General features: G+C 69.1%; 15 protein-coding genes and 2 pseudogenes. 5 read left to right on the top strand and 12 right to left on the bottom strand.

Going from position 1 to position 18,446, the window contains the following annotated elements; translation table 11 throughout:
• Nucleotides 1–11 precede the first annotated feature (11 nt).
• The 6 genes and pseudogenes from AX769_RS09640 to AX769_RS09615 all read right to left on the bottom strand — a co-directional run bounded on the left by AX769_RS09640 (nucleotide 12) and on the right by AX769_RS09615 (nucleotide 7,156).
• A pseudogene (locus AX769_RS09640) lies at nucleotides 12–814 on the bottom strand (polyprenol monophosphomannose synthase).
• Nucleotides 815–829: 15 nt separating this feature from the next.
• Nucleotides 830–1,513: a class F sortase gene (locus tag AX769_RS09635; protein WP_066278602.1), complete on the bottom strand. Its 684-nt coding sequence runs from the start codon at nucleotides 1,511–1,513 to the stop codon at nucleotides 830–832.
• Nucleotides 1,513–2,703, bottom strand: coding sequence for a glycosyl hydrolase family 8 (locus tag AX769_RS09630; RefSeq protein WP_082763657.1), 1,191 nt, complete (start codon nucleotides 2,701–2,703; stop codon nucleotides 1,513–1,515). Before AX769_RS09630 ends, AX769_RS09635 begins: the two co-directional genes overlap by 1 nt.
• 12 nt (nucleotides 2,704–2,715) lie before the next feature.
• Nucleotides 2,716–3,585: a DUF4397 domain-containing protein gene (locus AX769_RS09625; RefSeq protein WP_066278597.1), complete on the bottom strand. Its 870-nt coding sequence runs from the start codon at nucleotides 3,583–3,585 to the stop codon at nucleotides 2,716–2,718.
• 74 nt (nucleotides 3,586–3,659) lie between these two features.
• On the bottom strand, nucleotides 3,660–5,657 hold the full coding sequence (locus AX769_RS09620) for a glycosyltransferase family 39 protein (RefSeq protein WP_066278593.1): 1,998 nt from the start codon (nucleotides 5,655–5,657) through the stop codon (nucleotides 3,660–3,662).
• Nucleotides 5,654–7,156 carry a glycosyltransferase gene (locus AX769_RS09615; RefSeq protein ID WP_239451994.1) on the bottom strand — a complete coding sequence of 501 codons (1,503 nt, stop codon included), beginning with the start codon at nucleotides 7,154–7,156 and terminating at the stop codon, nucleotides 5,654–5,656. The genes AX769_RS09620 and AX769_RS09615 overlap by 4 nt, the downstream gene beginning before the upstream one ends.
• Nucleotides 7,157–7,425: 269 nt before the next feature.
• Between AX769_RS09615 and AX769_RS09610 the strand changes: the two genes are divergently transcribed.
• Together AX769_RS09610 and AX769_RS09605 are read left to right on the top strand one after the other, a co-directional pair.
• A complete protein-coding gene (locus AX769_RS09610; RefSeq protein WP_066278589.1) occupies nucleotides 7,426–8,430 on the top strand; it encodes an aldo/keto reductase family protein in 1,005 nt (334 codons plus the stop codon).
• Nucleotides 8,431–8,593: 163 nt separating this feature from the next.
• Nucleotides 8,594–9,151 (top strand): YceI family protein, encoded by a 558-nt coding sequence (locus AX769_RS09605; RefSeq protein WP_066278586.1) that lies wholly within the window; start codon nucleotides 8,594–8,596, stop codon nucleotides 9,149–9,151.
• Nucleotides 9,152–9,285: 134 nt separating this feature from the next.
• Here the strand turns inward: AX769_RS09605 and AX769_RS09600 are convergent, their stop codons facing one another.
• Nucleotides 9,286–9,909: a hypothetical protein gene (locus AX769_RS09600; RefSeq protein WP_157887545.1), complete on the bottom strand. Its 624-nt coding sequence runs from the start codon at nucleotides 9,907–9,909 to the stop codon at nucleotides 9,286–9,288.
• Nucleotides 9,910–10,007: 98 nt separating this feature from the next.
• On the opposite strand from AX769_RS09600, the gene AX769_RS09595 reads away from it, so the two are divergent.
• A complete protein-coding gene (locus AX769_RS09595) occupies nucleotides 10,008–10,562 on the top strand; it encodes a TIGR03086 family metal-binding protein (protein ID WP_066278582.1) in 555 nt (184 codons plus the stop codon).
• Between the two features lie 22 nt (nucleotides 10,563–10,584).
• On the opposite strand, the gene AX769_RS09590 is transcribed toward AX769_RS09595, so the two are convergent.
• On the bottom strand, nucleotides 10,585–11,628 hold the full coding sequence (locus AX769_RS09590) for a zinc-dependent alcohol dehydrogenase family protein (protein ID WP_066278580.1): 1,044 nt from the start codon (nucleotides 11,626–11,628) through the stop codon (nucleotides 10,585–10,587).
• Between AX769_RS09590 and AX769_RS25980 the strand changes: the two genes are divergently transcribed.
• A complete protein-coding gene (locus AX769_RS25980) occupies nucleotides 11,628–12,203 on the top strand; it encodes a hypothetical protein (RefSeq protein WP_066278579.1) in 576 nt (191 codons plus the stop codon). The genes AX769_RS09590 and AX769_RS25980 overlap by 1 nt on opposite strands.
• Before the next feature lie 186 nt (nucleotides 12,204–12,389).
• Here the strand turns inward: AX769_RS25980 and AX769_RS09580 are convergent, their stop codons facing one another.
• The gene (locus AX769_RS09580) at nucleotides 12,390–13,307 is read right to left on the bottom strand and encodes an oxygenase MpaB family protein (RefSeq protein WP_066278576.1); all 918 of its coding nucleotides are present in this window, start codon (nucleotides 13,305–13,307) and stop codon (nucleotides 12,390–12,392) included.
• Between the two features lie 49 nt (nucleotides 13,308–13,356).
• Nucleotides 13,357–14,172, bottom strand: coding sequence for an SDR family oxidoreductase (locus tag AX769_RS09575; protein WP_204249356.1), 816 nt, complete (start codon nucleotides 14,170–14,172; stop codon nucleotides 13,357–13,359).
• Between the two features lie 100 nt (nucleotides 14,173–14,272).
• Here AX769_RS09575 and AX769_RS09570 point away from each other — a divergent pair.
• Nucleotides 14,273–15,954: pseudogene (locus tag AX769_RS09570) on the top strand (long-chain-fatty-acid--CoA ligase).
• Nucleotides 15,955–15,971: 17 nt separating this feature from the next.
• Here the strand turns inward: AX769_RS09570 and uxaC are convergent.
• Together uxaC and AX769_RS09560 are read right to left on the bottom strand one after the other, a co-directional pair.
• Nucleotides 15,972–17,390 (bottom strand): glucuronate isomerase, encoded by a 1,419-nt coding sequence (gene uxaC, locus AX769_RS09565; RefSeq protein ID WP_066278575.1) that lies wholly within the window; start codon nucleotides 17,388–17,390, stop codon nucleotides 15,972–15,974.
• Nucleotides 17,387–18,412 carry a LacI family DNA-binding transcriptional regulator gene (locus AX769_RS09560; protein WP_066278573.1) on the bottom strand — a complete coding sequence of 342 codons (1,026 nt, stop codon included), beginning with the start codon at nucleotides 18,410–18,412 and terminating at the stop codon, nucleotides 17,387–17,389. The genes uxaC and AX769_RS09560 overlap by 4 nt, the downstream gene beginning before the upstream one ends.
• Nucleotides 18,413–18,446 lie beyond the last annotated feature (34 nt).

Here is an 18,446-nt window from a genome sequence, read left to right as displayed (position 1 = left end):
GCGGGCGGCGGCTAGGGGGCGCTGACCCGGTGCGAGGTCGCGCGGACGCTCGGCAGGCGGTGGTGACGCACGACGACCGAGGCGAGGGCCTGCATCCTGCGCCGAAGGCCCCAGCGGGTCACCTTGACGAGGCTCTCGCGCACGATCGATCCGCTCATCTTCGAGACGCCATGGGTGCGCTCGGTGAAGGTGATCGGCGTCTCGACGACGCGCAGCCCCTTCTGCAGGGCCCGCCAGAGCAGATCGACCTGGAAGCAGTAGCCGTGCGACTCGACCGCGTCGAGGTCGAGCGAGCGCAGAGCGGACGCGCGGAAGGCCCGGTAGCCACCGGTGGTGTCGGCCACACGGATGCCGAGAGCGCCGCGGGTGTACCAGCTGCCGCCCGGCTCAGGATCTCGCGGCGCAGCGGCCAGTTCTCGACCTTGCCGCCGGGCACCCAGCGCGAGCCGAGCACGAGGTCGTTGTCGGCGAGCAGCTCGAGCATGCCCGGCAGGTATTCGGGGTGGTGCGACCCGTCGGCGTCCATCTCGACCACGGAGTCGTAGTCGCGGGCGAGCGCCCAGGCGAAGCCGGCGAGGTAGGCGGCGCCGAGGCCGGCCTTCTCGGTGCGGTGCATCACCTGGATGCGAGCCCGGCCGTCCGACCCGTCGTGCTGGCGGGCCAAGGTGTCGGCGATGTCGCCGGTGCCGTCGGGCGAGCCGTCGTCGACGACGAGCATGTCGGCCGGTGCCCCCGAGGCGAGCACACGCCGCACGAGCGGGACGATGTTGTCGCGCTCGTTGTAGGTGGGGATGATGACGATTGCCTTGTTCATGAGGGTCCCTTCCTATCAGGACTTCGCGGGCGTGCTCGAGAGCAGCGAGGCGAACACGATCGTGTTCTCGTTGTAGTGGCCGATGGCGGCGTTGAAGACGCCGCCGCAGGTGATGAGGCGCAGCTGGGGCGTGGGGCTCGTGCCGTAGACGTCGCTCGTGGGGAAGGCCGTCTTGAGCGCGGCCCGCGACCCGGTGACCTGCCAGGTCTCGACCGAGCCCGACGACATCGTGACGGTGAACTCGTCGCCCGTCACCAGCTTCGCCAGGTGCAGGAAGACGCCGGGCGCGGTGGTCGAGTCGATGTGCCCGGCGATCACGGCCGGCCCGACTGCGCCCGGCACGATGCCGGCCGAATACCAGCCGGCCTGCACGACGCCGTTCGGCGGGTTCAGGCTGCCGTCGGCGCTGATCGCCAGGTCTTGCAGGGTGGCGTTCACGCCGATCGCGGGGATGGCGATACTCGTCGGCACCACGCCGGTTGCCGGCGCATTCGAGAGCGACTGGGTGTCAGGATCCTGCACGCTCCCGGCCGCCCCGCGATCCTGCGTGGCCGTCGGGGTCGGCTTCGGCGTCGTGGCCGAGGTGGCCCCTGCGCCCGCCGCCGTCGAGCAGCCCGCCAGGCCGACGCACGCGACCGTCGCGACCGCGGCGACGACGAGCGCCGTCCGCAGCCGGTTCGCGCGGTGTCGGAGTGCCATCAGTGTCCTTTCAGCGGAGAGCAGTCCCCGAGTGAGTTCGTCTCGAGCTGGAGGGCGCCGAGGGCGTCCCAGGCCGAGCCGTAGTAGGTGGGTGTCGACTGCGCGAGCTTGTCGGCCGACGCGAGGTCGCGGGTGGCTCCCGTCGAATCGCCGTCGCTCGCACGGGCGGCGGCCCGGGCGACGTAGCCGAGGGGGCTCTGATCCTGGTTCAGCGGGGTGCCGCCAAGATCGAGCTCCATGGGCAGCGGATTCTTGCCGGCGAGCGCCGGGGCGATCTTGGCGGCCAGCGCGACGTCGGGCGCCGCGCACGACTCCGAATAGCGCAGCGCCACGCGCCCGGCGTCATAGCCGTACATGACCGTCCCGGCCGTGCCCGTCGCGTTCGGCAGGGGCACCACCGAGCCGTCCGCCTTGATCTGCGCCCAGTCGCTCGGCAGGGCCGTCGACTGCAGGATCTTGGCGGTCACCGCCCGAGACCCGGTCAGCAGCTGCTGCCAGCGGGGGTCTTTCGTCGCCTTCGCCAGCTGCTCGAACGTGGCCGGCGACGCGTACGACGGGTCGTACGACCAGGGCCCTGCCGTGCCGCCGGAGGCCTTCGCCCAGAGGCCGGGCAGGAGCACGCGGCCGTCGGGCGTCTGAACGGTCAGGTCGTCGGCGATGTGTCCGGCCAGCGTGGTGCCCGCCGTCGTGTAGGCCGCATCGTCGAACTTCTGACCGCCGAGCACGAGAGCGCGCGCGATGTCGAGGTCGGCGTCGCTGGCCGGCTGATCGTCGATCACCTTGCCGCCCTTCCAGTCCCAGGCCATCAGGCCGTCGGGCCGCTGGAGGTGCTTCTTCGTCCACGACCAGATCGACTGGAAGGTCTTCTGGTCGCCTGTGCCGGCCGCGATGAGGAGGCCGTAGCCCTGCCCCTCGCTGACCGTGTCGGAACCCTGGTCGCGCCGGATCACGCGACCCTTCTCCGACCCCGTCTGCTGCACGTAGTCGGCGAGGAACGCCGTGCCGATCTGCGTCGCGGTGCGAGCGGCGGGTGCCGACGAGTTCGTCGTCGGGGTGCTGCCCGCGCCGGGCGCGGCCGGGCTCGCGCTGTGCGAGCTCGGCAGCCCGCCGACGGCGACGACAGCGATGCCGGCGGTGACCACGACGGCCGCGGCGACACCCCCGGCGATCATCGCTCTCGTCTTAGCCATGCGGTTCGCGGCTCAGCCCACCGGCGCGAACGGCGTGTAGCCGCCCGTGATCGCCAGGTCGGGGTGCGTCGCCTCGTAGCCGCCGCCGGTCTGCACGCCGCCCACCGGGGTGGTGGTCGTCGCGGCCGAGTCGACGACGGGGACGACGGTGATGCCGCCCTTCGAGTTGTCGAGCACGAACAGCGTGTTGATGCTGCCGGAGGCGAGCTTGACGCTGGTCGTGGCGGCCTCCGTCTTGTCTTTGCCGGCGAGCTTCAGCGACCAGGCTCCGGACTTCACCGAGGCGTAGCCGGAGGCGCTGCCGAACGGGGCGTCCTGAGCGATCCAGGTGCCGGTCGAGGTCTTCACGCTGACCGACTTCGAGACGGTCGCCGCCTGGACGAGCCGGATGCGCGCGTCGCCCGCGGCGGGCTTCGTGAGATCGTCCTCGAAGACGGTGGTCTTGAGGTCGTTGTTCTTGCCGTAGGCGACCACCGTGATCGGCTTGCCGGTGGCCACCGTGATGGAGGCGCTCACGATCGGCTTCGCGGTCTTCGACGCGTTGGCCGCGGTCATCGAGACGGCGTACGTGCCGTCGGGCAGCTGCTTGTAGGGGCTGACCTGGCCATAGGTGACGTCGTCGAGCTCGTAGACGACCTGGCCGCCCGAGAAGGAGGTCAGTTTCACGTCGACGGATTTCGTGTCGGGCGAGAGGTGGCCGACACGGACCCAGCCGGTGCCGGATCCTGCCGCCTGCGCCGACGAGGTGCCTCCGAAGAGGGCGCCCCCCGCGGCGAGGAGGCCGACGGCCGTGACGGCGAGGGCGATGACGACGCGCTTCCGTGCGCGACGGGGTGCGGTGCTTCCGGCGGGAGTCGGGCCCGCAGTGATGGCGTGAGCCATGGGGATCCTTCTTTCGGGTGGTGGAGTGATGCCGGTGGTGATTCTGTCGGGTGGGGGTACAGGATGCGACGGCGTCAGCCGACGAGCCCTGCCCCCTCGATCGCCGGGAAGACGACCACGGTGCCGGCGCCGGTCCGGGTGACGGTGGAGGGAGCGTAGGTGCTGCCGACGCCCTTCAGCCAGGTCGTGAGCTGCGCCCCGGGCTCTCCTTGCGCTTTCAGGACGAGACGGCGGTAGGTGTCGCTCGACTCGCCGGGAAGCGCCGAGAGGTTCGAGAGGGTCACCTTGCCGGTGCCGAGCAGCTGGCCGAGGACGACCAGACTGCGGGCGTCGAGGCGGCCCTGCTTCAGAGCCGTCGTCACCTGCGTGGAGGCGATGAGGTTCGGGTTCGCGGCGAGCTGGGTGCCGGCCGCCGACCGGGCGATGGCCTCCGCCTTCTGCTGGGCGGTGTAGGCGGCGAGACCCTGAGGGTGGATCTGCCGGACGGTCACCTCCTGGGTGCCCGCGCCGAAGTCGGCGACGACCGTGGAGTTCTTCAGCGCCTTCTGGATGTTCGGCTCGGCCGAGGCCGAGGTGCGCACCGAGTCGGTCTCGATGATGTAGTCCGAGTCCTTCCAGCCGTTCGGGTTCTGCGCCTCGACCATGCCGTCGGTGTCGAGCTTGTAGAACCAGATGACGTTGTCGCGGTTGAAGCCGTCCTTGACCAGGTCGACCCACATCGAGTCGTCGACGAGCAGGCGCGACTGGTGCGACACGTTGTTGTCGACCCAGCTCTCGGCACTGACCATGGGCTGGTCGAGATCCGACTGCAGGAAGCCGCGCAACTGGATCGTCCAGAGCGGCACGATCGCGGCGATCGCAAGAGCGGAGACCACGAGCCACGCAGTGGCGCCCGTCCGGTTGAGGGCGGTCGTCACGCGGCCGGCCTTCCGCTCGCGGTAGGCCTTCACGGCGCTGTCGCCGACCCCTGCGATCAGCAGCGCGCCGAACGGCAGCAGCATGATCACGTAGGGCACGGGAACGTAGCTGTTCGGGCGGAACATCACGGCGACCGCGAACACCATCAGGGCGGCGAACGGGCGCGTGCGGCGGAAGAACAGCCCGACGATCGCGCTGACGAGGGCGAGCACGATGAAGACCTGGTCGAGGTTCCACCACTGGTCGACCACCTTGAAGAACAGGCTCGACGAGTCGAAGATCGATCCGCTCGAGTTGCGGGTGCCGAGCTGGAAGGTGAGGCCCGTGATGAGGCTGGTGTGCCCCTTGCCGGGCAGCAGCTCGCCCTTGACCGCGGCGAACACGACATACGCCCCGCCGACCAGGGCCAGCACCGCGCCGGAGGTGGCGAGCGTGTAGCGCCTCGTCGACTTCTCCGAGTTGCGGATCATCACCCAGGCCAGGAAGGGCAGCGCCAGCAGGAAGGTCTCCTTCGAGAGCACCGAGATGCCCATGGCGAAGGCCGCACCGATGAACCCGGCGAGCTGGTTCTTGCGGCTGAGGGCCAGGAGGAACGCCAGCAGCAGCCACGGCACCGCAACGTTGTCGAGGTACACCGTGCGGTGGAACTGGATCGCGAGCGGCGAGACGCCGAACACGAAGGCCGCGACCGCGGATGCCGGCCGGCTGAGCCCGATCCTGCGCGCTAAGAACCACAGCAGCAGAACGGAGACGAGGGCGAAGAAGAGCATTGCCTCGCGCCCGGCGTAGACGGCCTGCGAGTAGCGACCGAACGCGTCGGTCAGACCGGCGTAGCCGGCGATCTGGATCCAGCCGAGCGGTGGGTGGTCGTACCAGTAGGTGTAGTGGGTGAGGGCGCCGAGATGGCCGATGGCCCAGGCCTGCGCCGTGTAGGTGCCCTCGTCGTCGATCCGCTGCGGCGAACCGGTCATGTTGATGCGCTGGATCACGCCGGTGATGGCGAGAACGGGCACGATCCACGAGATCGAGGCGCCGTGGCGACCGAGCCACCCGCCGAACCGCGAGGGGTGCTTCGGGATGACGGTGGTCGGCGTGTCGGCGGTGGCCGTCGAGCGCGGCGGGGTTTTGACAGGGCGTTCGGTGGTCGTCGTCATCGCTCGTCTCCAGACACCATCAGGTAGGCGGATTCGGGCTGGTTCGACCGGCCGGCGCCGATGGGGATGACGTTGGTCTCGGTCTGCTCGGCGTCACGGTGGGCACCGGAGTGCTCCGTCTTCTCCCACCCGTTCTGGTTGCGCAACTGGCGGTACACGGCGCGAACCGCGGCCAGGGCGAGGAACACCTGGTACGGGATCAGGCCCCAGATCAGGCGGAAGTAGTCGCGGGCGCGCACTTTCTTCTCGTAGGTGCGCCCGAACTCGGCAAGACCGGTGATCTCGACGGCCAGCAGCACCAGGGTCGGAGCCACCGGCACGAATGTGATGAGCGCGACGATCGTCGGCACCTTGATCGTGAAGATCAGCACGATCGACACGGGGATCAGGAGGCCGGTGACGGCCTGGATGAACGGCATCGTCAGCAGATAGCGGGCGTAGAAGCGCTGCTTGACGGTCGGCAGCTTCTTCCACTCCCCCTTGCTGAGCACCTGCATGAAGCCCTGATTCCAGCGGGTGCGCTGCTTGAGGAGCGACGTGAACGAGCCAGGAGTCTCCTCGCGGGTGACGACTTCCGGGCTGTAGGCCACGACGACGTTGGCGCCGTCGCTCGAGAGCCGCACACCGAGCTCGCAGTCTTCAGCGAGGCAGTTCGCGTCCCAGCCGTCCGACCACTCGAGCTTCTCCTTCGTCACGAAGACGGTGTTGCCGCCGAGGGGGATGAACTTGTTCTTGGCATGGAAGTGCAGACGCGAGCGGAACCAGAAGTAGTACTCGAGCACATTGCGGAGGCTCCACCACGACGTCTCGAAGTTCATCAGCTGCACGCCGCCCTGAACCACGTCCGCATCGGTCTCGCTGAAGCGCGAGTCGACCAGAGTGAGTAGGCGCGGGTGCACCTCGTCCTCCGCATCGAACACGCCGACGATGTCGCCGGTCGAGGTCTGCAGCGCGAGGTTGAGGGCCTTCGGCTTGTTCTTCGGTTCGGTGTCGTCGACGACCACCCGGATCAGGTCGGGGTGGCGCGCAGCCGCCTCGCGAGCGACCCGGTCGGTGCCGGGGTCGTCGTGGCCGACGATCGCGATGATCTCGAAGTCGGGGTGATCCTGCTCGGCCAGACGGTCGAGGGTCTCGCCCATGACGTCCTCTTCGTGGCGCCCCGGCACGAGCAGCGTGAAGCGGTGCCGCGCGGGCAGGGGGTTCTCGCTGAAGGTCGTGCCCTGGAGGTTGTCTTTCGAGCGCCAGGCGTGGAGCATCCACCACAGCGTCGACACGGCGACCACGGTGAGCAGCACGGACACGATGATCAGGGCCGAGTAGCCGATCCACTCGACGGGGGTCCAGGCGGGCAGCTGGAAGCCTGAGGAGGCGACGTGGCCGAGGCCGGAGCTGCCGCGGTTGGGCACGACTCCCCCGGTGTCGGGAGCCTGCGGGTTCAGGAGGGGAGCCGGGGATCCGGCGGCGAGGAAGTGCAGGGATTGCGTCGGGTCAGACGACACAGGTCACTCTCCAAATCGGTTGTCGTTGGGGCGGTCACCGAAGGGATCTAGTTCGGGTGTGGTGTTGACGTCGGGTCCGGAGGCGACGGGTCGGCTCCGAGGGCACCCCCCGAGAGGGGCACGCTTTTGTCACTTGCACGAGGGTTCGGGCCCCCGTTCGAGGGGGATTGGTCGGGGTACGCCAAATTGCAGCAACTGCCAGGAATTGGACACACCGCGTTCACATGGGCCGCCGATCGGGGTACGAGGGGGGCGGGTAGCCTGGGCCCATGGAATTCCGCTACCTCGGCCGCTCCGGCCTCAAGATCTCCGAGATCACCTACGGCAACTGGCTCACCCACGCGTCCCAGGTCGAGAACGACCAGGCGACCGCGTGCGTCCGCGCCGCCCTCGACTCCGGCATCACGACGTTCGACACCGCCGACGCGTACGCGAACACCGCTGCCGAGAAGGTGCTGGGTGACGCCCTCGCCGGCGAGCGCCGCGAGTCGCTCGAGATCTTCACCAAGGTGTACTGGCCGACCGGCCCCCGCGGCCACAACGATGTGGGGCTCAGCCGCAAGCACATCCTCGAGTCGATCGACGGGTCGCTGAAGCGCCTCGGCACCGACTACGTCGACCTCTACCAGGCGCACCGCTTCGACGTCGAGACGCCGCTCGAAGAGACGATGCAGGCGTTCGCCGACGTCGTCCGTCAGGGCAAGGCGCTCTACATCGGCGTCTCCGAGTGGAACTCACAGCAGATCCAGCAGGGACACGAGCTCGCGCAGAAGCTGGGCATCCAGCTCATCTCGAACCAGCCGCAGTACTCGATGCTCTGGCGCGTCATCGAGCAGGAGGTCGTGCCCGCCTCGGCGCAGTACGGCCTGTCGCAGATCGTGTGGTCGCCCATCGCGCAGGGCGTGCTCACCGGCAAATACAAGAAGGGGCAGGAGCTGCCCGCCGGCAGTCGCGCCACCGACGAGAAGGGCGGCGCGAACACCATCAAGCGCTTCCTCACCGACGAGGTGCTCGACGGCGTCGCCCAGCTCGAGCCGATCGCCGCCGACCTCGGGCTCTCGATGGCACAGCTCGCCGTCGCGTGGGTGCTGCAGAACCCGAACGTCGCCTCGGCGATCATCGGCGCTTCGCGACCCGAGCAGGTCGTCGACAACGTCAAGGCCGCCGGGATCGTGCTTCCGTCCGAAGCGATGTCGGCGATCGACGCGGCCGTGGGCCACCTGGCCGAGACCGACCCGTCGAAGACCGTGTCGCCGGAGTCGCGGCCGGCCTGACCCCGGCATCCTGAGCTCGACTTATTGGTTAACAGAGAAACTTCTTCTGGTGCTCGGGAATAGCCCGTAATTAGATACGCTTGCATCCACTGCTGGTCGATGACACGTCATCGTCTTGCATCGCAGACCAATCGCGAGACCCCAACCGATCAGGAGATCACCAATGGCCATCACCACCGAAACCATTCCCGGCTACGTCGCAGGCACCTGGACCATCGACCCCGTGCACTCCGAACTCACCTTCTCGGTGCGCCACCTCGCCATCTCGAAGGTCAAGGGCTCGTTCGGCACGTTCGACGTCACCCTGACCACCGGCGAGTCGATCGTCGACTCGACCGTCGAGGCCTCCATCGACATCGCCTCGATCTCGACCGGCAACGCCGACCGCGACGGCCACCTGCACTCCGACGACTTCTTCAACACCGAGGCCCACCCCAAGGCCGTCTTCAAGTCCTCGTCGATCACCGAGAAGGGTGACGACCTCATCATCGACGGCGAGCTCACTCTCAAGGGCACGACCGAGCCCGTCCAGCTCAAAGCCGAGTTCGGCGGCATCGTCACCGACGGCTACGGTCAGACCAAAGCCGGATTCTCGGCCAAGGGCAAGATCGACCGCACCAAGTTCGGCGTGTCGTTCAACGCTCCCCTCGACAACGGCGGCCTGACCCTCGGCAACGAGATCTCGCTCGACTTCGAGATCCAGCTCGTCCTGCAGAAGTAAGACCCTCTGCTGCCCGAAGGGGCCCGCGCCGTCTGGTGCGGGCCCCTTCTGCGTGCCCGCGCGCCCACCCTCTCTTCTGCCCCTTCCCCCAACCTCCTCTCAATTGCGAGGAATTCCGCCCGCGACGAGGCGTTTCACTGGCATCCGGGCGCCGTCGGCGCAGAATCTCCTCGATTTTCGACGCTAGGCCGACGCAGCGCTACCGGCGAGCGGCGGCCGACGGCGACAGCGGCGAGCACGAGCCCGAGCATGACGAGCGCAAAGCCGACGCCTCTCGGCCCGAACAGCTGGTTCTGCAGCAGAGAGAACTGCTGCTCGGTGAGCACGACATAGCCCGCCGACCGGCGCGGAATCACCTGGCCCCAGCCGAGGAAGACGTGCGACACCGCCCAGTGGTGCAGGCCGACCCCGACGACGACCGCGGCGAGCGCCGCGACACCGAGGGCGACGTCGACCCCGGCCCGCGCCGCGGGGTGACGACGGCGCCAGGCGCGCCCGAGCAGCACCGCGAGCACGACGAGCCCGGCCCCGAGCAGACCGAGGCCCCACTCCAGCCCGACCTGCGGCGCATTCGAGGGGGTGAACGTCGTGTCGGAGAGCGGGGCGTAAGCGAACCAGCCGAACGACACTCGCGACGCGAGGTAGTCGGCACGCCAGATCGACGCGATGCCGGCGACGACCAACAGGATCGCGACACCGAGCACGACACGGCCGCCCCACCGGGCTCGCGGTCGAGGGGCGCTCGCATCCTGCGTCATGGTGACAGGATGCCACGCCGATCCGCCGCCAGCGAACACGACCGGGGAACACCACCAGCAGTGCCACCGTTGTCACAAGCCCGGCCGAAAGGATCACCATGACCGACTGGATCGCGCTGCTGCGCACCGCCCACTCCGAGTTCGCCGCGCGCATCGCCGCCGTCACCGACTGGGACGCCCCGACGCCCGACACCGACTGGAGCGTACGCGACCTCGTGGCGCACGTCGTCGACGACCAGCAGTGGGTTCCGCTGCTGCTCGAGGGCCGCACCAACGCCGAGGCCCGGCTCGAGATCGAGCCGCTCGGCGACGACCTCGCGCTCGAATGGCACCGGCACTCGAAAGTCGCCCTCGCCGCGTTCGAGCGCGCCGACCTGACGCGCAGCGTGCACCTCGAGCGCGACGAGGTGGTCGCCTCCGACTACCTCGAAGAGCTCACCGGCGACGTCACGATCCACAGTTGGGATCTCGCTCGCGCGACGGGCGCCGCCGAAGATCTCGACGACGACCTGGTCGACGCCGTCTGGGGCGTCTTCGAGCCGCAGGCCGACCACCTCGCCCAGACGGGCCTCTACGCGCCGGTCGTGGCCGTGGCCGACGACGCGCCGCTGCGGGTGCGCCTGCTGGCGCTGACGGGGCGCGACGCCGGCTGACGCGCAGCGCCGGCCGGCGGGCCTACGGCTCGAGCAGCACCTTGATCGCGCGGCGCTCGTCCATCGCCGCATAGCCCTCGGCGACCGACGCCAGCGGCAGCCGGTCCGTGAAGACGGAGCCCGGCGCCAGCTTTCCGGCCAGGATCTCGTCGAGCAGCTCAGGGATGTACTTCCGCACCGGCGCCACACCGCCCGAGTAGGTCAAGTTGCCGTCGAACAGCTTCCGGGTCGGGAACTGCCCGCTGGGCGCGCCGACGTAGCCGACGACTCCGCCGGCCCGGGCCACCCCCACGGCCTGGTCCATCGAGGCCTGGGATCCGACGCATTCGAGCACGGAGTCCGCGCCGACGCCGTCGAACAGATCGCGAACGGAGGCGATCCCCTCCTCGCCGCGGGTCGCCACGATGTCCGTCGCACCGAACGACGTCGCCATCGCCTGGCGGTCGGGGTACTTCGACATCATCACGATGCGGGCGGCGCCCAGGCGGCGTGCTGCAAGCACACCGCTGAGACCGACGGCGCCGTCGCCGATCACGGCGACGGTCGAGCCCTGGCCGACCCGGGCCGAGACGGCCGCGTGGTGCCCGGTGCCCATCACATCCGAGAGCGCGAGCAGGTGCGGCACGAGGGTGTCGTCGACTTCGCGGTCGACCTTGACGAGAGTCCCGTCGGCGTAGGGAACGCGCGCCGCCTCGCCCTGTCCGCCGTCGACCGGCTGGCCGTTGTCGTCGTCTCCGCCCCACCAGGCGCCATGCGTGCACGAGGTGTAGACGCCGTTCCGGCAGTTGACGCAGGTGCCGTCGCTGATCTTGAAGGGCGCGATCACATAGTCGCCCTTCGTCAGCGTGACGACGTCGGCACCGACCTCCTCGACGATGCCGATGAACTCGTGGCCGGCGCGCTTCTGCTCGAGTTTGCCGAGGCCGCGGTGGTAGGGGTGCAGGTCGGACCCGCAGATGCACGAGGCGGTGATCCGCACGATCGCGTCGGTGGGGCGGTCGATCACAGGATCCGGGACGGTCTCGCTGGTGACGGAGCCGTCGTTGTGCATGATGGTCGCGCGCAATGCTCTTCTCTCTGCGGGCCGCGGTCGAGGCCCCACGCGACTGGTCTATCAGCCCGGGGCGCGGCGATCCTGACAGTGTCGCTGCCCCGACCACGGAGGCTCTGTCGGTCTGCTGGGTCGACGCAGCCGGAGAGACGGCGGCCCTGGTGCGGCTCGGGGCCGTCGTCATCGAGCACAACCCGCTCTACACCGGGGCTGAGCTGAAGCACCTCTTCGCCGACCACCGGGCGACGGTCGCGGTCGCCTGGGACAAGCTCGGCGAGCGCCTCGGCGACCTACCGGCCGAACTTCGCTTCGACCGCGTCGTCAGCGTCGACGGCACTCGCGAGATGCCGCTGCGCACACGCGCGAGCCTGCGACTCGTGCCGATCGCGGAAGGCGGCGAAGACGTGACCGCGGCCATCGTCCTGGCACCCGGCGCGACCTTCGACGAGGAGGCGCTGCGGTCGCACTGCCGCGAGACACTCGCCGCCTACAAGGTGCCGCGCCGCATCGTCGTCGTCGACGAGCTGCCGAAGAACCTCATCGGCAGGACGCTGCGCCGCACGGTGCGCGAGAGCCTCCTCCCGAAGTAGCCCCCTCCCTCCGTTCTACCTATAGGCAGGCGTTTCGCGACAGGAAACTTCTGTGCGGAAAACGCTCGCCAATAGGTAAAACGGAGGGGACAGGCGCTGCCGTTCTACCTATAGGTGCGGCGCTCCCGACAGGAAACTTCTGTGCGGAAAACGCTCGCCTATAGGTAAAACGGAAGCAGAGACGGGTCAAGTGATGCCGAGGCGGGCGCGACGGATGCGCGCGGCCGTGGCCGCGGCGGGCTCGGCCCCGAGCAGCTGGCCGATGCCCTTGAGCATGAGGCCGGCGGCGGGCTGCGTCGGCAGAGCGACGGGCCCGAGGTGCGGGGCGCGGAGGCCCAGCAGGTCGCGGAAGCGCGGCGAGAGCGTGCCGACGGCGCCGTCGAAGAGCACCGGGTAGCCGGCGCGCAGCACGGGGAAGAGCGGTGGGCGCCGGATGAACCGCACCACGTCGTCGGTGCGCGCAGTGCGCTCGAGGATGCCAGCCTCGTCGAATGCGTGAAGCTTCCGCTGCATGGAAGCGACCGAGCGGGGCGGATCCTGCACCCCCATCAGCTCGCCGGCGGTCGCCCATTCGCGCACGTAGGCGTCGGGGCCGCCGGGGATCGGCGCACCCCAGGCCATGGCGGCAGCGAGGAACGAGTCGGCGAAGGCCATGTGCACCCACGACAAGAGGTCGGGATCGTTGGCCGCATAGTCGCGCGAGACGCCATTGCGGTCGAGGTACGAGCCCGTGACCTTCTCGTGCAGCCGCAGCACCCAGTTCGAGGCCTGCGTCGCGGCCTCCTGCGAGCCGTACGAGACGGTGAAGATCCAGCGGATGGTGCCGGCGAGTCGCCCCAGCGGGTCTTCGCGGTAGCGCGAGTGGTCGTGGACCCCCGCGAGGGCACCAGGATGCAACGCCTGGACCAGCAGGGCACGGACGCCCGCGGGGATGGTCGACATGCCGCCGTGCACTGCCCAGACGGCGCTTCCGGGGCCGAAGAACCCGGGGTCGTCGCCCTGCTCGAGATCGGTGACCCACTGCGGGGTGCCGGTGCGCTGCCCGTTGAAGGTGAACTGGAGCCGCGAGCGGATGGGCTCCGTCAACGACGAAATGGCTGGCATCCACTCAGTGAATGCCAGCCACCTGAGAACCTGTCGCGGTGAGCGGAGGCTAGCCCTGCGCTTCGACAGCCACGGGCTGCCACTCGTTCCAGAGCGCCAGCCGCGACTCGTAGTCCTTGGTCGCTGTGCCGAGGGGCGATTCGCCGAAGAAGACACGCAGCGGCGGCTTCTCGGCGTCGACGATCTTCAGCACTGCGGCGCCCGTTGCGGTGGGGTCACCGCGCTTGACGCCGGTCTGCGACTTCTGGCGGGCGTCGCGGAGGGGCTGGTACGCGTCGAGCTCGTCGCTGTGCTTGGCCGACGGGCCGGCCCAGTCGGTCGAGAACCCGCCGGGCTCGATGGTGGTCACGTGGATGCCGAGGTGCGCGACCTCCTGCGACAGCGACTGGCCGAGCGCCTCGAGCGCCCACTTTGACATGTGGTAGGCGCCGATGCCCGGGAACGCGGTGATGCCGCCGATGCTGGAGACGTTGATGATGTGGCCCGAGCCCTGCTCGCGCAGGATCGGGAGGGCGGCCTGCGTCACCCAGAGCGCTCCGAAGAGGTTGGTCTCGAGCTGAGCGCGCACCTCTTTCTCGGTGAGCTCTTCGATGGCGCCGAAGTGGCCGTACCCGGCGTTGTTGATGACGATGTCGAGGCGACCGAATTTGTCGTGCGCGCTCTTGATGGCGGCGAAGTCGTCGTCGCGGATGTCGACGTCGAGCTTCAGCGGCAGGAGGCGGTCGGGATACTTGGCGACCAGGTCGTCGAGGGTCGAGGTGTCGCGGGCGGTCGCAGCGACGCTGTCGCCGCGGTCGAGGGCGGCTTCCGTCCACTCGCGGCCGAATCCCTTTGATGCTCCGGTGATGAACCAGACTTTGCTCAAGATGAATGTCCTTCTCGTGATGGATGTTCCACAACGATTCAACTCTCACGCTGGAGGCCCGCGTTCAGCCCCCGCGCCCCGTTCCTTCTAGAGTGGCCTGGTGACCATCGACAGCGCTCGTCCCTGGCTTGACTCCTACGCCGAGGGCATCCCCCACGACATCGAGCCCGCCACGGGTTCGCTCATCGACCTCGTCCGCAACACGGCCGAGAAGTACCCGAAGGCCACGGCCCTCGAATACTTCGGGGCCGAGACGAGCTACGAGCAGATGGTCGAGCAGATCCAGCGGGCGGCCGAGGGCCTCCGCAAGCTCGGGGTGAAGAAGGGCGACACGGTCGCGCTGATCCTGCCGAACTCCCCTCAGCACGTCGTCGCGTTCTACGCGGTGCTGCGGCTCGGCGCCATCGTCGTCGAGCACAACCCGCTCTACACGCCGCGCGAGCTGCAGCACCAGTTCGAGGATCACAACGCCCGCTGGGCCATCGCGTGGGACAAGGTCGTCGCGACCATCCAGAAGTTCCCCGCCAGCGTGCCGATCGACGGCATCGTGTCGATGGACGTTACCAAGGCTATGCCCTTCGTCATGCAGCTGCAGCTCAAGCTGCCGATCAAGAAGGCGCGCGAATCCCGCAACCGCCTCACCACGAAGGTAACCGGCACGACGACATGGGAGGAGATCGTCTCGAGCCCCCGCATCGACCCCGCTCACCCGCGCCCCGAGACGAGCGATCTCGCGCTCATCCAGTACACCTCGGGCACGACCGGCAGCCCCAAGGGCGCCATGCTGACGCACGGCAACCTGCTCTCGAACGCCGAGCAGGCCCGCGCGTGGATCCCGCAGATCAAAGAGGGCCAGACGGTCGTCTACGCGATCCTGCCGATGTTCCACGCCTACGGCCTCACGCTCTGCCTCACCTTCGCCATGCGGATGGGCGCGCGCCTCGTGCTCTTCCCGGCCTTCGAGCCGTCGCTGGTGCTCAAGGCGATGAAGGCGCACCCGCCGACCTTCCTGCCGGCCGTGCCGCCGATCTACCAGCGGCTCCAGCGCGCCGCGGACGACGCCGGAGTGTCGCTCAAGGGCATCGACATCGCGATCTCGGGGCCATGCCGCTTTCGGCGAGCGTCGTCGAGCCGTGGGAGGCGCGTTCGGGCGGATGGCTGATCGAGGGCTACGGGCTCAGCGAGACGTCCCCGATCCTGATGGCCAACCCGGTCTCCGACAACCGGCGGGCAGGATCAGTGGGCCTCCCGATGTCGAGCACCGAGGCTCGCGCCGTCGACCCCGACAACCCCACCGTCGACGTCCCCCGCGGCGAGCGCGGCGAGCTGATCGTGCGCGGCCCCCAGGTGTTCAGCGGCTACTACCACCGCCCCGAAGAGACGGCCGAGGTGTTCGTCGACGGCTGGTTCCGCACCGGCGACATCGTCACCATCGCCGACGACGGCTTCGTCACCATCGTCGATCGCATCAAAGACCTCATCATCTCGGGCGGCTTCAACGTGAGCCCCTCCGAGGTCGAAGACACCCTGCGCCAGTTCGCCGGGGTCGAGGACGTCGCCGTGGTCGGGCTCGGCACGAGCGCCGCCGAGCAGGTCACCGCGGCGGTCGTCGTCACGAAGGGCATGGAGCTCGACGAGGACGCCCTCCGCCAGTTCGCCCGCGACAACCTCGCCGCCTACAAGGTGCCGCGTCGCATCGTCGTGGTGAACGACCTGCCGCGCTCGCTGGTCGGCAAGGTCATCCGCCGCAAGGTGAAAGAGCAGCTGCAGGCGAAGAAGTAGCAGGCAGCTGCCGGCCCTCAGAGGCGGAAGGTCGCCCGCGGAATGGTGTCGACGAGGTCGTGCGCCACACGATGGGCATCGTCCTCGCTGATCTGGTGCGTCACGACGAGCGAGGCGAGATAGCCCGCGTCGACTCGGCGCGACATGTCGTGTCGTGCCGGGATGGAACAGAAGGCGCGCGTGTCGTCGATGAACCCGGAGGTCTTCGTGAATCCGACCGAGTCGGTGATGGCCTCGCGGTACCGACGGATCGCGGCGGGCGTGTCGATGAACCACCACGGCGCCCCGGCGTAGACCGACAGGTAGAACCCTGCCAGCGGGCCGATCTCCCGGGTGAACACGGTCTCGTCCACGGTGAAGAGGACCATCCTGAACCGCGGGTGCGTGCCGAACGCCTCTAAGATCGGCCGCAGAGGCTCGGTGTACGACGAGCTGATCAGGGGCAGGTCGTCGCCGACGTCGGGCCCGAAGCGCTCGAGGGTCGGGCGGTGGTGATTGCGCAGGATCCCGGGGTGCAGCTGCATCACCAGGCCGTCGTCGGCCGCCATCTTTGCGCTCTCGAACAGCATCGTGCGCCGGTACGCGGCAGCGTCGGCTGTCGACACGGTTCCGCGCAGTGCGGCGTCGTGGATACGCGCGGCGTCGGAGGCGTCGAGGGGCTCCGACCCGGCATCCGGCACCCCCGTGTCCGACGCGGTGGCCCCGTGCCGGATGAAGTGCTCACGCCGCGACCGCAGGGCCTCGAGCAGGCCGGCGTGCGTCGTGGTGTCGACCCCTGCCACGGAAGCCAGGTGCTCCACCGACGAGCGCCACTCGGGCCGGGCCGGGTCGTAGTAGCTGTCGGCCCGGAAGGTCGGCAGGACCCGACCGGAGAACGTCGGGTCGTCGCGGAGGGCCGCATGCGCGGCCAGATCCGAGGCAGGATCATCGGTGGTCGCCAGCACCTCGATCCGGAAGGCGTCGAAGAGGGCCCGTGGCCGCATCGACGGTGCCTGCAGGGCGGCTGCGAGCTGGTCGTACTGTGTGTCGGCGTTCGCTGCCGACGGGTGCTCGGTGAGGCCGAAGACGTCGTGCAGCTCGGTCTCGAACCAGTACCGCACCGGTGTGCCGAGGAAGACGTCCCAGTGGCTTGCCAGGGCTCGCCAGATCTCCCGGCCGTCGGCCGTGGTCGCCGACCCGTCGCGGGCCTCCACTCCGAGCTGCTCGAGCGGCACCCCGACGGCGTGCAGCAGTCGCAGAACGTAGTGGTCGGGCGTGATCAAGAGCGCGGCGGGGTCGTCGAAGGGGGCGTTCTCGACGAGGATCGAGGCGTCCACGTGCCCGTGGGGCGACAGGATCGGCGCCTCCCGAACGGACGAGTAGATGTCGCGCGCGAGGGCACGAGTTGCCGGATCGGCCGGAAGGAGCCGATCCGGGTGGGGTGCGAGGGACGTCATCGTCGGGCCTTTCGGGTAGGAGCCGGCCCGGTCGTCGACCGGACGGTGAGAGTCGTCGGCAGGAGGACCGACTGCCGCTCGGAGGTGTCGCCGGTGCCGGCGTCGATCCGGGCGAGGAGCATCGAGACCGCGACCCGGCCGGCGCGCTCGATCGGCGCGTGCAGCGTCGTGAGCGGAGGGTTGCAGAAGTCGGCGCCGAAGATGTCGTCGCAGCCCACGATGCTGATGTCGCCCGGCACGCCGATGCCGCGTTCGCGAAGCCGGGAGAGCATGCCGATCGCGATCAGGTCGTTGAACACGATGCACGCGGTGGCACCGGTCGTCAGCGCGACGTCGGCGGCGATCGCCCCCGCGGCCGTCGTGGGGGTGAACGGGCCGACTCGCTGGGGCGTGATGCCCAGGTGCTCGGCGCTGCGCTCGAGAGCCTTCCAGCGGCGTTCGTTCGACCACGAGCTGACCGGGCCCGAGACGTAGACGATCTCGCGATGACCCAGCGAGTAGAGGTGCTCGAGAGCCTGTGCGACACCGCCCGGGGTGTCGATCAGAATGTTCGGCACGCCGTCCGGGCGCCTGTTGATGGCGACGAGCGGCAGTGTGTCGGCGAACGCGGCGAGGTCGGCATCGGGGAGTCGGGACGCGGTGACGACGGCGCCGACGGCGCTCGTTCCGAGCGCGGTCAGGGTCGCCGCCTCGAGCTCGCCTGACTCCTCCGTGTCGACGAGGATCTGCCGGTAGCCGGCTGCCTTGAGCTGCATCTGTGTGCCTCGGATGATGCCGAAGAAGAACGGATTCGTGATGTCGGAGACGAGGACGGCCACCGCTCGTGTCCTGCTCGCCGTCGAGGCTGCCGCTCGAGGCGAGACGTAGCCGATGTCGGCGGCCGCCCTTTCGATCCGCTCGCGGGTCGCGCTGTTCACCCGGTCGGGCGTCGTGAGAGCTCGGGAGATCGTGGAAGGGGCGAGGCCGAGCATGTCGGCGACGTCGCTCAGGGTCGCGGCTTTGCGACGAACGGAATCCGTCATGCGGCCGAATTTAGCAATGTTGGCAAATTAGTGG

Source organism: Frondihabitans sp. PAMC 28766, from assembly GCF_001577365.1.
Classification (GTDB): domain Bacteria; phylum Actinomycetota; class Actinomycetes; order Actinomycetales; family Microbacteriaceae; genus Frondihabitans.
The sequence above is the reverse complement of the archived record's forward strand: the minus strand, read 5'-3'. Positions and strand labels throughout refer to the sequence as shown.